This window comes from Paenibacillus oryzisoli (assembly GCF_001653565.1).
Taxonomy (GTDB): domain Bacteria; phylum Bacillota; class Bacilli; order Paenibacillales; family NBRC-103111; genus Paenibacillus_E; species Paenibacillus_E oryzisoli.
Genome location: NZ_LYPB01000077.1, coordinates 34,430 through 48,652, shown reverse-complemented (window position 1 = coordinate 48,652; position 14,223 = coordinate 34,430). Strand labels below are relative to the sequence as shown.

Genomic DNA, 14,223 nt, shown 5'->3' with positions numbered 1-14,223 from the left:
CCCCCCTATGTTTTTATTAAGTTATCAAAGAGCAGTCTTATTGTTGTGTAATGAGCAGGACATACGGTTCCGTTCCGTAGTTTCCGTCGGTGTCTTTATATCCATAGACTTTAACGTAATATTTCACATTAGCTTGCGCCGTAAACATGAAATCCTCATTGACACCTGCATTTCTATTGTCTCTAGTGAGTATCGTTCCGTTCTCGTGGTAAACTTTAATATCGTAATCCTTAAACGAAGATACACGGGAAACATCTAATTGCACACGAACTAGCCCCGTATTTGAACGTACAAAATAATAGTAATCCTCGTCACCAGGCACTGAAATGTAAGAGGTTATCGGAACACCAAGTGCTGCATTCTTCGCTTCTGGCCAACTGTCATTAGACTCATCATCCGGTACAATTGAACTAACATTTAACGAATAAGCGTTAGTTGCATCATAATCAGTAGATGAATTTCCGATCACCGCTACATAGTACACATGATCCTTCTCAACCTCGAACTGTACCTGCTTTAATGGAGCAGTCCCAGATATTTTACTAGGATCTAGGCGATTGCCTACTCCGCGGAATACATGTAACCCATAGTTTTTACCACTTACTCCATTCAGTTTGATAACGATCTTTCCGCTTATATTCGCTGTGAATCTGTAGTAATCCTTATCTCCGCTAGTTCCAATTGTATAGCTGCTGTAGGTATTTCCTGGGGTTATTTTTGTGGCTTCTAAATGTGAATCGTTAGGCTCTGTTGCGATTACTTCAATTGATCCTATAGAAAGCGTATAACTATTGCTACTTACAACACTTCCCCCAGAATTCACCACTTCAATATAATAAGTTTCTCCTGCATCAAAAGAGAGGTAAACCTCTTCATCAATACCTGTGCCCGAGTCTGGAATAGACAGCATGGCATTTTTTTTGTAAATATTTAAATGGTAATTTGCATCGCTTGGCATATCTAGCTTCACTTTTACTTTACCGGCATTTGTTCCTGTTTCAAATTTAAAATAATCATGATCACTTACAGATCCAATAAATCCAGAAATAGCTGATGAAAACCCAATGCTTGGTGCCGTGGTTGTAGCATTATTATCAGGTTCATAAACATCCGGATCCGCATCACCAACAGATAATGTATAGGAAGCAATACCATAATCAGCACTAGTCATCCCGCTAACCTTTACATAGTAAGTGTAAGCGAGAGATACATTAATGAATGCACTATCAGCTCCACCTGGAGATATAGCTCCAATTTTTTCAAGATTTGAGTTATAAATCTCTAACTTGTAATTCTTAGTAGTAGGTGATGCAAAACCAATCTTAACTTTCCCTGCTGCGCTTGCTGTCCAACGATAATAATCCACATCACTACTTGTCGAGAGATAAGATTTCTTTATCCCTACAATTGAGGCTGCCGACGTAAAATCATCATTAGGTTCATCTGTATCAGGGTTAGATGTAGGCGGCACTGTAGGTGTATTGATGTAGACTATTGAACTCACTTCTGCACTAATGTTGCCGGCAAGATCAATCGTACGAGCATAAACCGTTGTTTGACCTATTAAACTAACCACAAATGAGTTGTTATACTTACTCCAGGTTCCATTTCCTCCTATCTTGTATTGGGTCTCCTTTACTCCACTTTCATAATCATTTCCTGGTAGCACAGTAACCGTAACTGGAGTATTGGACCAACTCATGCTACTTAATGAGATACTTGGAGTCGTTGGTATTTGGTTGTCAAATTTATTTACCTTATATGAGCTAACTTCCGAAATATTTCCCACTTGATCAATTGTTCGAGCGAAGATTGTTGTTTCACCTATATTGGAAATCGATACTGGACTTTCATAATCAATCCAACTTCCATTTGAATTAATTTTATACTGACTTTTTCTAACTCCCGTTCCAGTATCTACTCCAGAGGTAATCGTTACAATAATCGGTACATTAGTCCACGCTGTCGTACTAGGAAGTATTGTAGGGGCTGATGGCGCCGTTACATCTGTTGTAAATGTTACAGAATTACTCTCTGATGACACATTACCAACCAAATCTTTCGCTTTCACTGTAAAGGAATAGGTTTTATTGGGCTCTAACATGTTAATTGAGTATAAGGTCCCTGACGTACTTCCAATATAAGTTGGGCCTTTATACACATCATATCCGATAACACTTTTATTATCTGATGATGCACCCCACGATAAATCAGCAGAAGTTTCCGTAATATTGTAAACTGTCAAGCCTTGTGGAGTTGTTGGAACTACTACATCTAACACCGTATTCCCTTCTGTAAACCTCATATTGTCTAGATAAATTGTTCCCGTTCCAGTCCCCTCATTTGCGCTTAATATTATATAGACAATAGAAATAGCTGCATTTGATGGAACTTCTCCGGTTACCTTTAACTCTACAAATCCATTTGTTGTTTCTTCATAACTTGTATAATTTGAGCCTAACCCATTATACTGATTGTCATAAAACTCCACATACAATTTCACATTCGTGTTATTTAATGCATCAATCTTCACATTTCCTGCTAATTCATATGACTTCCCTGGTTCTACATTTAACCCTTGACGAATATGCATTGAAGTCCAAGGTGATAGATTTGTTGCAGTTAATTTTATAGCTTTGCTTCCCTCCGAAACAGGTGAATCGACAGTTTCAACTTTTCCTGTCTCTCCACTTGGAATGCTGTTATCCCAACCCAATTGTGCATTTTCATAACTCGCATTCTTAAGTAAGTTATTACTTGACCTATAAGCAAAACTTAAATTATCAAGATAAATTGTCCCCGATCCAAGTGCTTCGTTAGCCCTTAATATCCCATATACAATCGCATTTTTAGCATTTGCGGGGGTCATCCCTTGCTTAAAAAGTCGTGTATACTCGGTCGTAGTCGCATCATAACTTGTTTGAATCGAATCAATAAAATTATATTGATCATCGTAGAATTCCACACACAAGACAACATATGATTTATTCAATGTTTCTATTTTATAGTCTCCAGATATTTCAAAGGGTTTTCCTGGTTCTACAGTTATACTTTGATGTATACTAGCTGAGTCCCAAATTGGCAAGTTGGTTGCAGTTATCTTAGCCGCCTTACTACCACGTGCAACTGGGGTTGCTACAGATTGAATTAAGCCTGTTGCACCGTTCGCTACACTCTTTTGCCAAGAATAAAGAGAAGTACCTATAACATTTTCAAAGCCTGGATTTGTCATTAAATTGGTACTTGGACTATAAGTAAATGCCAAATTATCTACATAAATAGTTCCCGATCCAGATGCATCGTTTGCACATAAAATCGCATAAACTTTGGCATAATTCGCATTTTGAGGAATTATGCTGACTTTATTTAATTTGACAAATCCATCAGTTAGTTGTTCATAGTTAGTAGAAATATTACTTATAATTTCATCATTATGATTATAAAAAACCACATTCAATTGTACAAAAGCGTTATTCAGAGTCTCTACTTTAAAATCCCCTGTTACTTCAAATGGCTTACCTGGCTGCACATTAATATTATTCTGACCAAGTCTAACGAATTCCCATGGTTGAAGACCTGTTGCTGTCATTTTAATAGATTTGCTACCTTCGGAAAATGTTGATGACACAGATTCAATATTTACAATAGCGCCCGTTGCAATTTCTTTTTCCCACCCAATTGGCAAAGTACCAACTACATTCTCATAATTCGCATTCGTAAGCAAATTGCCGCTCGTCTTGTAAGTAAAGAGTAAATCATCGACGAATAGAGTACCTGATCCTATGCCTTCTTTTGCACGAAGAATAGAGTAAACGATTGCTTGTTTTGCGTTTTCTGGTGTTAAACCAGATTTCTCTAATTTAATGTAGCCATTGGAAGTACCCTCATACTTGGAATGAGTGCCATTAATCCAATTCCCCTGAGCATCATAAAATTCTACATACAATTCTGTGTTAGAGTTATTTAGTGTTTGGATGTAATAATTTGCTGACAACTCAAAATATTTACCTGGCTCAACATTAATCGTTTGATGAACATTCGCTGAATTCCAAGATTGCAGACCTGCAGCTGTAATCCTGATTGCTTTATTCCCTTCAACAACAGGAGTTTGCACAGTTTCAATCGTACCTGTTGCTCCTGTGGCAATCTCATTAAACCACCCCGTAGGATTGTTACCAACTGCATCTTCAAAACTGGCATTTGATAAAAGATTGGTATTTGAGCTAGCGGAAATACTTGTTGGTTTTATAAGAAGGATCGCAATTACTGCAACGCTTAATAAAACCGCTAGCATATGTTTTGGGCTTATAAGTCCCACTCCAAACGCCTCCTGCATCTATTAATATCACGCGAGAAACCAGTTCTAGCTATAAAAATGTAAAACTAATATTTACAAATCTTCGTGTTTCTTGACACATTGAGTTTTTACTCGTAGTCTTAATATTAAGCTGGAAGAGACCTAACTCAGTCCTCGCCAAAGTACTCGGGTTAAGCGTTGCTTCTGGCTCCTTGTTTTCAGTTAAGTAACACCGTTCATATAGGTAATAATGCGTGTAAACATGTTTGTAAGTGCACCTCTGAAGAGCACCAGAGTTGCAATAATAATAACTGCGACAACGCCAATAACAATGGCGTATTCGCTTAGTGCCTGTCCTTCTTCTTTTTTTCTAAAATCTTCAACGAAGTTACAACATTTGAAATACGCATTATAAATTAGATTCATCCTTGTTCACCCCCTTTCATGCAAGTTGTCAATTCCATTCCCGATGCATGCCACTTATCAATTGAAAGAACTTGAGCACCTGTTGCAGTAAGCTTACTGACGGCGTTATCCCATTTGTATATGCTTTGCAACTGAATATTTCCTTGATCCATGCTTAGAACCTCAACAATCTCCGTTACTCTTCTTTTTCCATCCCTTAATTTCCCAAGGTGAATGATAAAATCAACTGCAGATGAAACTTGCTGTCTAATCGCTGCAATTGGAAGCTCGAAGCCTGACATTAAGACCATGGTTTCAAGCCTGCTCAACATATCAACTGCCGAATTAGCATGTCCTGTTGATAAAGATCCATCATGCCCTGTGTTCATGGCTTGCAACATATCTAATGCTTCCCCTCCCCGAACCTCACCTACAATGATTCTATCAGGACGCATCCGTAGAGCTGTGCGAAGCAGCTCACGAATTTTAATTTCACCTTTCCCTTCAATGTTAGGAGGGCGTGTCTCAAGTCGAATAAGATTCTCAGCGTTACTAAGCTTTAGTTCAGCAGCGTCTTCAATAGTAACTACACGATCTTGTCGTGGAACTGACATAGCTAATGCATTTAGAAAGGTTGTCTTACCCGACCCTGTTCCACCAGATATAATTATGTTGTACCTGGCTTTAACCAAGTTTGCTATCCAATTAGCAACTTCTAGGGGAAGCGTATCAAATTTAACCAACTGTTCCATCGTGTATGGTTTTTCAGGGAATTTCCGGATAGTAACAGCTGGTCCGTCCAAGGAAATGGGGTTGAGTACCACGTTTACCCTTGACCCATTTGGTAACCTAGCATCAACTATCGGTTCACTTTCGTTCACTTTTCGATTAAGTGGTGAGACTATTTTTTCAATTACATGCAATAGCTCTTCTTGCCTTGAAAAGACTAAAGGTTGTCCCTTTCGATCCCGAGCTAATTGGAGTAATCCATCTTTCTCGATATAAATTTTATGAATTCCATTTACCATAATTTCAGTAACTTGAGGGTCGTGGATTAAAGAATCAAGAATGCCATAACCAAACATAGTGTGCATTAATTGCTCTAAGATTTCGGATCGATCATAGGAACTTAACAGCCACTCTTTTTTTTGCATATCAATTTCATCTTCAATAATTCTCCAAATAGCATTTCGAATATAGGGTAAGTCATTTTTATTATCATTCGAAAATAATTCTCTGTTATCTGCGATTTTTTGCCTTACACTGGAGAATATTTCAGCTTTATTATTTATTACATCTATTACTTCATTAGCAACAGCTGCTTCCTTAACGAACATTCTTTCTTGACGGCGTTTTATTAAATCTTCAATGCTCAACTAGATCACCTGCGCTACTATTTTTTGAGCTAACTGTTGGAATATTCGCGATACTTTTCCTATACCTGCTAAGTCCATTGGAATTCCAGAATTAATATGTTTTTGTACCTTCTTCGCAATATCAGGTATTTCATAAAGCAAAGTAAAACCAATTTCCTCTTCAAGTTCCTTATTATTAAATCCAGAATATTTCGTAACCCTATTAGCAACTAGGAATATTTTTTCCTTAGAAATATGAAGACTTGAGAGTATTTCCTTAAGTAATATTATTTTCCAACCTGATGCAACATCTTGTAGAGTTGGCATAATGATTAAATTTGCTATTTCCATACAAGTAATATTACGCTCACTTAATTCCGAAGAAGTATCAATTATGATTACACCATAATCAGCTTTTCTAGCTGCTTCAATTAAATATTCCGTAAATTGACTAGATAATTTTTCCATTTTTAAAGGTGATGCGCTTAATAATATATGGAAATCTTTGAATTCCTTATACTGCACAATTGCGTCTTTAAAATAACCCTGAAAATGTTCATAATGGGGTAATTCACTACTCTGCTCAAGTACTGTTATTAAACTTGACATTCCATTGCCACGTATAGGGATTTTACACATTGCCGGTACCCCCCCGTACCCTGCCATATCTATTAAAAGCGTCTTTCTTCCTTGCTTGACATATTGCAATGCTAAGTTTAAGGCTAAAGTCGATTTGCCAGATCCCCCTTGAGGGGAATGTATGGCGATTATTAGCGAAGTATTCATTAGTATTCCCCCTATGGATTAAATTTCTGAGCATTACTAGGTTTTTGGGGTTTATTAGATACTTCCCCCACTCTAGATGAGTCAAGAATCAAATCGAGTTTTCCTTTTCGTTTCGCAAATGCAAGATCTTGGGCAGCTTGCGCGCTAACGAGCATAGTAATATTCTGCCCAACTGTTCGATTTGCTCTGTCTTTTTCATTTATTGCTTCAACTTCAAAAACCTCAACACCCTGTAGAATTGTTGCAGAATATGAACTTTCTGAATCAGTGCTTGAGCTTGTAAAAATAACATCTACCTTATCACCCTTTTTTAAGCTATATCCTAAACTTCCTTCTGCATCTAAGCTTACAGATATAGCCTTTTTGTCTGAAGGTATATAAAATGAACGGCCTAAATCACTCACATTAATTTTGCTTCCATCAGTAGTTGTTTGTTGTCCAGGGATAACTTTTTTTACGTCATTTACTATAACGTCCCCTTTTTTAAAGCTCTCCATCGCTATTGCACCAGTCAGATCCATAGGATTATTTAGTGCATTTGGTACTAATAGCTTTTGACTTGAAGTATTTACCTTAATCACTGTTAACATCTCTGACGTAATTGCAGTTTGAACTGGAATATCTACTGCTGCTACAACTACTTCAACCTCATCTCGCAATGACTTTAAATAAGCATTAAATACGAATGCGATTACTATAGATAAAAAAGCTCCTAGTATTGCTCTAAACCATGTTGATTTCGCCATAAGTCACCTCTTATTACACATGAATGTCTACAATTTTTCTGCTAATAAAGTAATTAATTATTATGAAAATGAATCCAATAAACAATAATAATTTTCCAATCCAAGAATCGTACATTGCCTCCATATATTCTGGAGAAAGTATGGTAAGGCATCCTACTATAAAAACTGGCATTAAAGATAGCATTTTCGCTTCCATTTGTTTTCCAGCAGTTAAAACTTGTATTTCATTACTTATCTCAATCTTTTCAGATATTACTTTGGATATATTAATCAAGATTTCTGTTAGATTCCCTCCCCTTTTTTTTGCTATCAAGGTTGCATTCACAAAGTCCGTAACATCTTCCAGATATACTCTCTCTCTAAAGGCATAAAGAACCTCATCTACCGTATATCCCATTTGAAGCTCTTTTGACATCTGATCAAACTCCCGAATAATAGGAGCATCCTTTTCATTATGAAATATATTCTTCAAGTCGAGCACACATCGTTCAATTGCTGTCTGTAATGAAGCGCCTGCTCGGAGAGATGAAACCATAGAAAACATGGCTTCTTTCAATTGATTATTTAATAATCTTCGTCTCTTCTTAATTATTCCTAGAATAATAATTCTTGGGTATAAAAATCCTGCTAAGCTAATAACAAACGCAAATGAGAAACTTCTAAAAAAGAATAGCATGAACAAAAAAATACATATGCAGATTGGAAGTGTATACATTAAATATTTTTTTGTATTTAACACATAATATCGTTGTTCTTTACTAAGACGAAGAATTCGGTCAGTAAAGGTCCTCCTTTTATACACCTCACCTTTTAGATGCTTATAATATTTACCCAAATAATTTTTTTCTGGAATTTCACCAAACCATTTATCCATCAATAGACCAAATAATATAAATACTACATAACAAAGAAGTAAGGTTAAAACAATTAGCATATGGACTCCTATTAAATCAATAATTAAAAAATCTCATAATTGAAAACACAGCTGGTACAATGAGGAAAATCATAAGTGCTGGTAGAACTAGGCCGATCATCGGTAAAAACAACTTAATTGACGCCTTGCCTGCTAATTCTTTCGCTACCCCTTTCCTTTTCATCCAAGACTCATTGGCTTGTTCACGCAAAACATGCGTAATTCCTGAAGATCCTTTCTCAAGTGTTTGAATAAGTACAGAGACAAAAAGCGTTATTTCATCAATTCTTACTCGATTAGCTAAGTTCTCAAAGGCTTCCTTTTGTGGAATACCTACAGAAATTTGCTGCAACGTTTTTTTTAATTCTTGAGAAAAGGCTCCTTTCTTCATCAAACATATCTCTTCCAATGCCTGATTTAATGAAAGGCCAGCATCAGTAGTGACTGCAAGTGATAACAAAACCGAGGGAATTTCCCTATAAATCTCCCATCTCCTTTGTTTTATCTTAATATTTAATATTTGTTCAGGTATGTAAAAAGAAACGATTGATAACAAAAGACTTAAGAACAACATTAAGACTGAAGGCTGGGCAAAGTTTAGAATTAACATATACAAGCTGACAACAGTTGAAGCAACTATTTTAATAGCAATAAATTGTTGGATTGATAATTCATTATTTGAATATAGAACTCCAAGCATATCTCGCTTTTTATCCCATCTTATTGAATCTCCTTTTACATTAAAGATTCTGACTATATAATTTAAGAATGGAACTACCTTATTTAATAATTTATTGGATGTAAACTTGCTAACTTCTGACTTTAGTTGAACGCTACTTAACATCTTTCGGAATGGGCGGCCTATGAATGTATAATGCATGGGAACGAATATAATTAAACATAAACAACATACACAAAATGATATAATAATACTCATGCTTTCCTCCTATGATTGACTAAGGTCATACCCTATAGATCTTGCATTTGCATGTATCGTGAAACTACTTTTATTAAAAATTCTGAGAAAAAATAGTGGTACTTGTGCTTCTACATCAATAATACACATGTTGGGTGATTCGCTTGGTATTTCCATTTTAGTCAACTTAGCACCAGGCATATTTACACTCATAAGTTCATTAACCATTTGAAATGCCTTATCACTATTCAATACAACCTTTCTTTCCCCATACCATTTGGATAAATCCAGAGAGTGAATTGCTGCTCTCGCCGCCGAGTCGGCAACCATATCTAACCGAATTCTGTTATATATGATATAGGAAGCATCTACAGCAATACCCATGATTGTTATAATAACTGGCATACTAATTGCAAAAAACGTTGCTGTGAACCCTTCCTCTGTTTTTAGCTTAGATACAAACTTCATTAGCTCACCGCTTACTATTTTATTTTTATTGTTCTTTTGGTGGTGCGAAACGATAAACTGCTTCTGAATTGATTGGATAACTATTATGTCCAGTAAACTCGCTGACAAAAGGAATATTTAATTTAAAATAGTAAGTAACAGAAATACTGATGAGGCCTGTATTTTCATTCTTTAAAGTTTGCACTTCAGGAGGACTGGCCCCTGACGGAAGCATCTGTAATACTTGCAGAGAAGCATTCTTAATAAATTGCTCTTTTTGTTGGTCAGAGTAATGGAGATCTGTTCTAAAATTTAATGCTTCTCTTCCTCCTTGATGAGCAGAGAACAATACTACACTTTTACTGAATATAAATAACCCAAAATAAATCATTGCCATAATAATAAGCAAGATGAGTGGCATGATAATGGCAAATTCAACAACCGACTGCCCTTTTTCATTGCGTATAAACTTAAAAATTCTTTTACACACTTCAATTTCTTCCTTTCTCTTTCAAAACACATTTTATACTTAGAACCTACTTTAAAATATTTGGAGGTCATTTTTAATGGAGTTAACTATAAAATCAAAGAACATTACACTTGCAAATCAAGTTCGAGTCGCGGATAAATTCGCTACCAAATTAGTCGGTTGGATTGGAAAAAAAACCATTCATGATGGAGAAGCATTGTTAATTAGACCATGTAACTCTATTCATACCTTTTTCATGAAAGTGAAAATAGATGTATTATTTCTTAATAAACAAAACAAAATCGTTTCTATTAAGGAAAAAATGAAACCCTACTCGATAAGCCATGTCATCTCAGAGGCATACATAGTAATCGAATGTAAGAGTGGCACAATAAGCAAATATAATATTGAAATTGGAGATATCGTAAGTGTAGTGTAACATCTTCTTACCAAGTCAGTTCTTAGAGTAATGTTTAGCCTGAAGTCATTGTCATATTTAGTATTATATCTTGAATAATTAATCATTCTATAGTCCTACTAATGAAAGACCATAAAACCAAAGAATTAGTCCACCAAGAGAAACTATTAATGTATTTTGTCGTATTTTGTAATATAATATTTAATATTAGTAAACAAGGTGGAGAACAAATTTGAATTCATATAATGTAATTATTGCAGAGGATAACGAACACATTGCCGAGTTGATATGCAAATTATGCATGCAGAATGGCTTGCATGTGCTTGAGATTGTCAGCTCAGGAGGCAGTTTAGTTAGTTCCTGTATAAACAATCCTCCTGATATTATTGTACTTGACATCTCTTTAGTTGGTTTGGATGGTATCACTGCTGTAGAACTTCTATATCAAAAAGGAATACGACCAAAGATAATAGTCGTTAGCGGTACTCACGATATGAAAATTGTTGTGGCCACTTTAAATAAACTAGAGGCTGCTTTCTTTGTATCAAAGCCTATATATGTACCAGAGTTTAAAAAAGCTATTGAACGAGTTATTTCACTTCTTACCCAAAATACGGAAACAAACGAAAAAAAAATCACTCTTAGAGTGAAAGGTTTGCACGAGACTTTAGTCCTAGCCGAAAAAGATATCTTATTTATAAAAAGAGAAATAAATTATTCTAAGGTCGTTCTAGTAAATGGGGAGTATAAAGAAGTTACATCAAAATTAGAAGAGATTGAAGCACAGTCCGATCTATTATTAAGTCCATATCAATCTTATTTGGTTAATAAAAACTATATTGAGGATTATAAAAAGGAGTTTTTTAAAACACGCGGATATTACCTGGTATTAAAGAACTCCCTAGAGAAAATTCCATTAAGTCGACAAAAACTGAAAATGATAAAAAGTGAAGTAAAAGTATGAACTTGTAGCAATTCCCCTTTGACAAAATACAACGTATTACGATTGTATCTGCATACACTAATAGCCAGCGTACTCGACTGGAAACTAACTTCTCCTTTTTTCGTGAGTAACAAGCTGGGTTTAATGCGCGTTTAAGATTATGAAGTTCACTCTTTTTACAAATAAATATAGACTGTAAATAAACATGATTAAAAAAAACATATAGTGTCATTGAATTTACCAATAACTCTACATGTTTTTATTGTTTGAAATATGTTCACCTTAAATTAGTAGTGCCAATATGCTGAAATTAATTCCGTTCCAAAAAAGAATGCCACTAAAGTCCCAATTCCTAAGAATGGTCCGAATGGAATAAGTTGCTTCTTCTTAAGAATTTTTAATAATAATAATAATATACTTACAATGCTACTCAATATGCTCGCTACGATTAGTGCAATTATTGTATGGTCTAGACCTATAGCCCACCCGTATACAAACAGAAGTTTAGCATCTCCCATACCCATTCCACCACGTGTCAAAAAAATAATTAGTAAAACAAAACCAGCCCCTGTAAATGCACCTAGAGGGTAATTCCACCATCCTTCAGGATTATAGAGTAACCTCAAACCAATGAATATCGGTAAAAACACAACTAAGACCTTATTGGGAATGATCAGAACAAAAATATCAGTATGAGCAATTATTACGGATAAACTAGCAAGCAACAAGCCAATAAGAAATTGCAAATCCACACCGAACTTTAAATAAACACATAAATATAGAAGCCCTGTCATTAAACCACTAAATAGACATAAAAATTTAGATCTACGCGAACCAGAATCTTCTTTTTTTTGTTCAATTATTTTAAATGCCACTTTATTAAATACCAGGCCAAATAAGATACCAATAAAAAACACAACACTGCTCAAAAGAATACTAGTACCCCTTTCCTACAAGTAACAGTAACAAATTACATCTTTCATCCTGTTAGAGTTATCATGGTTTATTGAAAATAATACTCACCGAATCATCATAATCATACATTGAAGAATTTAGAGTTATTGTACTTTGTTCATCAGCTGTGTCGCCCTTAACCCTACTACTTGTATAATTGGCTGACCATTGGCTGGTGATATAATTATTATAAATATAAACATTGAACCAATGAGAGTTTAGATAATATGAACCATTCGTAAGATCACCTTCGCCACTACTGTATGCTAGTGCATGTTCCCGTTTAATCGAAACTCCTGATCCTGCTTTGTTAAATCCTCTATTGGGGGCATAATAACTTATAGCCGATAAAAGCTCAAATGAATAACCGTCGTATGTTTGAAGTTCTACCTCATTATCATTAGTTTTCCATATCAGATATAATGTTGGAACACTAGCTTTACTGATATGTACTGTGGATTCATACCAACCTCCATCCCCACCCCAGTTAGTCCCCCCCATATTAATACAAGGAGTCCAAGTAAGGTCATCTTTAGAGTATAGACCTAGATCAGCTCCAGAATTAGAAGTATAAATCCCACCAATAACATAGGCAGTCTCAGTATTTCCTACTGTATTAGTAGTTGGTAGAGTAAAATAACCCGTCGCTTTAGCATATCCTGTATTAGAGCTTACAACATAATGTGGTCCGGTGCCAGTTAAATATGTATTTGATAAGGAGCTTATTGGTTCAGTCTTTCGCCCAGAAAACGAATCTTGCGACTGTAACTTCGGTACTGCAATCTCTTCACCCTTACTAGTTATTACTTTACCATTATTAATTTCGCGCTTAATTCCAACATCTTTAAAGGTTTTGGCTTTTATTAAACCAGTAACCAGATTTCTTAGTTTCTCACTAGAGATATTTTTTTCTTCTTTAATAACATTTGCTACTATGTCAGCATCGTCGCCTAATTGAAATAACAAGCTTTCAGATATACCTTTTTTAAAAATAATTTGCTTCTCATCTTTAATTTTAATTTGTTGTAGACTCTGTTCATCTGTAGCACCATAAGTGATGCTGCTAGTTATACACAAGTTTAAAAATATGAATGAGACTATTAACTTTTTTTTCATTTTCGATTGACTCCCCCAATAGAAATATTTTCCTTTACATAAATCTACTAAAATCTAACATAACATCAAAGAATTGTACATATAAATATGTCGAATAATGTTGTACATACTCAATCTAGTTAACTTATTAAAACTGGACAGTAAGTAGCTTTCACGTGATGTGGCCGTGCTTTGGAGGATGGGATGAAGCAGACCAATGAAACTTGACGGATGTAATTAATTTGTTGATTTCTCTTGGAATACCAACTAAAAGGGGGGAATCGGAGACTTGATTTGAAAAAACAATTATGATGTACGAGGCTCAACACTAGTAGATGACTAATCTACTATTCAAGGACATTCTAGAGAATTAGACTCTGAAGTTACACTACATACGTAACTATAGCTAGACAACATCCTTGGGATCTTCTCCGATATCTTGAAAACAAAGAAGCGAATAGTAAACTACCAAGTCAATG

At 35.3% G+C, this 14,223-nt stretch carries 13 protein-coding genes; 2 read left to right on the top strand and 11 right to left on the bottom strand.

Annotation, left to right across the window (positions count from 1 at the left end; all coding sequences use genetic code 11):
* Positions 1-37: 37 nt before the first annotated feature.
* The 9 genes from A8708_RS23035 to A8708_RS22995 all read right to left on the bottom strand — a co-directional run bounded on the left by A8708_RS23035 (position 38) and on the right by A8708_RS22995 (position 10,355).
* Positions 38-4,318, bottom strand: a complete 4,281-nt coding sequence (locus A8708_RS23035; protein WP_068667658.1) for an OmpL47-type beta-barrel domain-containing protein — start codon at positions 4,316-4,318, stop codon at positions 38-40.
* A gap of 201 nt (positions 4,319-4,519) precedes the next feature.
* Positions 4,520-4,723: a hypothetical protein gene (locus A8708_RS23030; RefSeq protein ID WP_068667657.1), complete on the bottom strand. Its 204-nt coding sequence runs from the start codon at positions 4,721-4,723 to the stop codon at positions 4,520-4,522.
* Positions 4,720-6,078 carry a CpaF family protein gene (locus A8708_RS23025; RefSeq protein WP_068667656.1) on the bottom strand — a complete coding sequence of 453 codons (1,359 nt, stop codon included), beginning with the start codon at positions 6,076-6,078 and terminating at the stop codon, positions 4,720-4,722. Before A8708_RS23025 ends, A8708_RS23030 begins: the two co-directional genes overlap by 4 nt.
* Positions 6,079-6,843 (bottom strand): AAA family ATPase, encoded by a 765-nt coding sequence (locus A8708_RS23020; RefSeq protein ID WP_068667655.1) that lies wholly within the window; start codon positions 6,841-6,843, stop codon positions 6,079-6,081. It lies immediately after the preceding gene.
* A gap of 11 nt (positions 6,844-6,854) precedes the next feature.
* Positions 6,855-7,589 carry a Flp pilus assembly protein CpaB gene (cpaB, locus tag A8708_RS23015; protein ID WP_068667654.1) on the bottom strand — a complete coding sequence of 245 codons (735 nt, stop codon included), beginning with the start codon at positions 7,587-7,589 and terminating at the stop codon, positions 6,855-6,857.
* A 13-nt stretch (positions 7,590-7,602) separates the two neighbouring features.
* The gene (locus A8708_RS23010) at positions 7,603-8,523 is read right to left on the bottom strand and encodes a type II secretion system F family protein (protein WP_068667653.1); all 921 of its coding nucleotides are present in this window, start codon (positions 8,521-8,523) and stop codon (positions 7,603-7,605) included.
* Positions 8,524-8,539: 16 nt separating this feature from the next.
* Positions 8,540-9,439, bottom strand: a complete 900-nt coding sequence (locus A8708_RS23005; protein ID WP_068667652.1) for a type II secretion system F family protein — start codon at positions 9,437-9,439, stop codon at positions 8,540-8,542.
* Positions 9,440-9,448: 9 nt separating this feature from the next.
* On the bottom strand, positions 9,449-9,886 hold the full coding sequence (locus tag A8708_RS23000; RefSeq protein ID WP_068667651.1) for a TadE/TadG family type IV pilus assembly protein: 438 nt from the start codon (positions 9,884-9,886) through the stop codon (positions 9,449-9,451).
* A gap of 25 nt (positions 9,887-9,911) precedes the next feature.
* A complete protein-coding gene (locus tag A8708_RS22995; protein ID WP_068667650.1) occupies positions 9,912-10,355 on the bottom strand; it encodes a TadE/TadG family type IV pilus assembly protein in 444 nt (147 codons plus the stop codon).
* 76 nt (positions 10,356-10,431) lie between these two features.
* Between A8708_RS22995 and A8708_RS22990 the strand changes: the two genes are divergently transcribed.
* Positions 10,432-10,773 (top strand): DUF192 domain-containing protein, encoded by a 342-nt coding sequence (locus tag A8708_RS22990; protein WP_068667649.1) that lies wholly within the window; start codon positions 10,432-10,434, stop codon positions 10,771-10,773.
* Positions 10,774-10,984: 211 nt separating this feature from the next.
* A complete protein-coding gene (locus A8708_RS22985) occupies positions 10,985-11,716 on the top strand; it encodes a LytR/AlgR family response regulator transcription factor (protein WP_068667648.1) in 732 nt (243 codons plus the stop codon).
* Positions 11,717-11,982: 266 nt separating this feature from the next.
* On the opposite strand, the gene A8708_RS22980 is transcribed toward A8708_RS22985, so the two are convergent.
* Together A8708_RS22980 and A8708_RS22975 are read right to left on the bottom strand one after the other, a co-directional pair.
* Positions 11,983-12,624, bottom strand: a complete 642-nt coding sequence (locus tag A8708_RS22980) for a prepilin peptidase (protein ID WP_068667647.1) — start codon at positions 12,622-12,624, stop codon at positions 11,983-11,985.
* 67 nt (positions 12,625-12,691) lie between these two features.
* Positions 12,692-13,765 carry a hypothetical protein gene (locus tag A8708_RS22975; protein ID WP_068667646.1) on the bottom strand — a complete coding sequence of 358 codons (1,074 nt, stop codon included), beginning with the start codon at positions 13,763-13,765 and terminating at the stop codon, positions 12,692-12,694.
* Positions 13,766-14,223: the final 458 nt, after the last annotated feature.

Coding starts and splice junctions, on each gene's coding strand:
- A8708_RS23020 (WP_068667655.1), bottom strand. CDS start 6,843: ATGAATACTTCGCTAATAATCGCCATACATTCCCCTCAAGGGGGATCT.
- A8708_RS23000 (WP_068667651.1), bottom strand. CDS start 9,886: ATGAAGTTTGTATCTAAGCTAAAAACAGAGGAAGGGTTCACAGCAACG.
- cpaB (WP_068667654.1), bottom strand. CDS start 7,589: ATGGCGAAATCAACATGGTTTAGAGCAATACTAGGAGCTTTTTTATCT.
- A8708_RS23005 (WP_068667652.1), bottom strand. CDS start 9,439: ATGAGTATTATTATATCATTTTGTGTATGTTGTTTATGTTTAATTATA.
- A8708_RS23030 (WP_068667657.1), bottom strand. CDS start 4,723: ATGAATCTAATTTATAATGCGTATTTCAAATGTTGTAACTTCGTTGAA.
- A8708_RS22975 (WP_068667646.1), bottom strand. CDS start 13,765: ATGAAAAAAAAGTTAATAGTCTCATTCATATTTTTAAACTTGTGTATA.
- A8708_RS23010 (WP_068667653.1), bottom strand. CDS start 8,523: ATGCTAATTGTTTTAACCTTACTTCTTTGTTATGTAGTATTTATATTA.
- A8708_RS22990 (WP_068667649.1), top strand. CDS start 10,432: ATGGAGTTAACTATAAAATCAAAGAACATTACACTTGCAAATCAAGTT.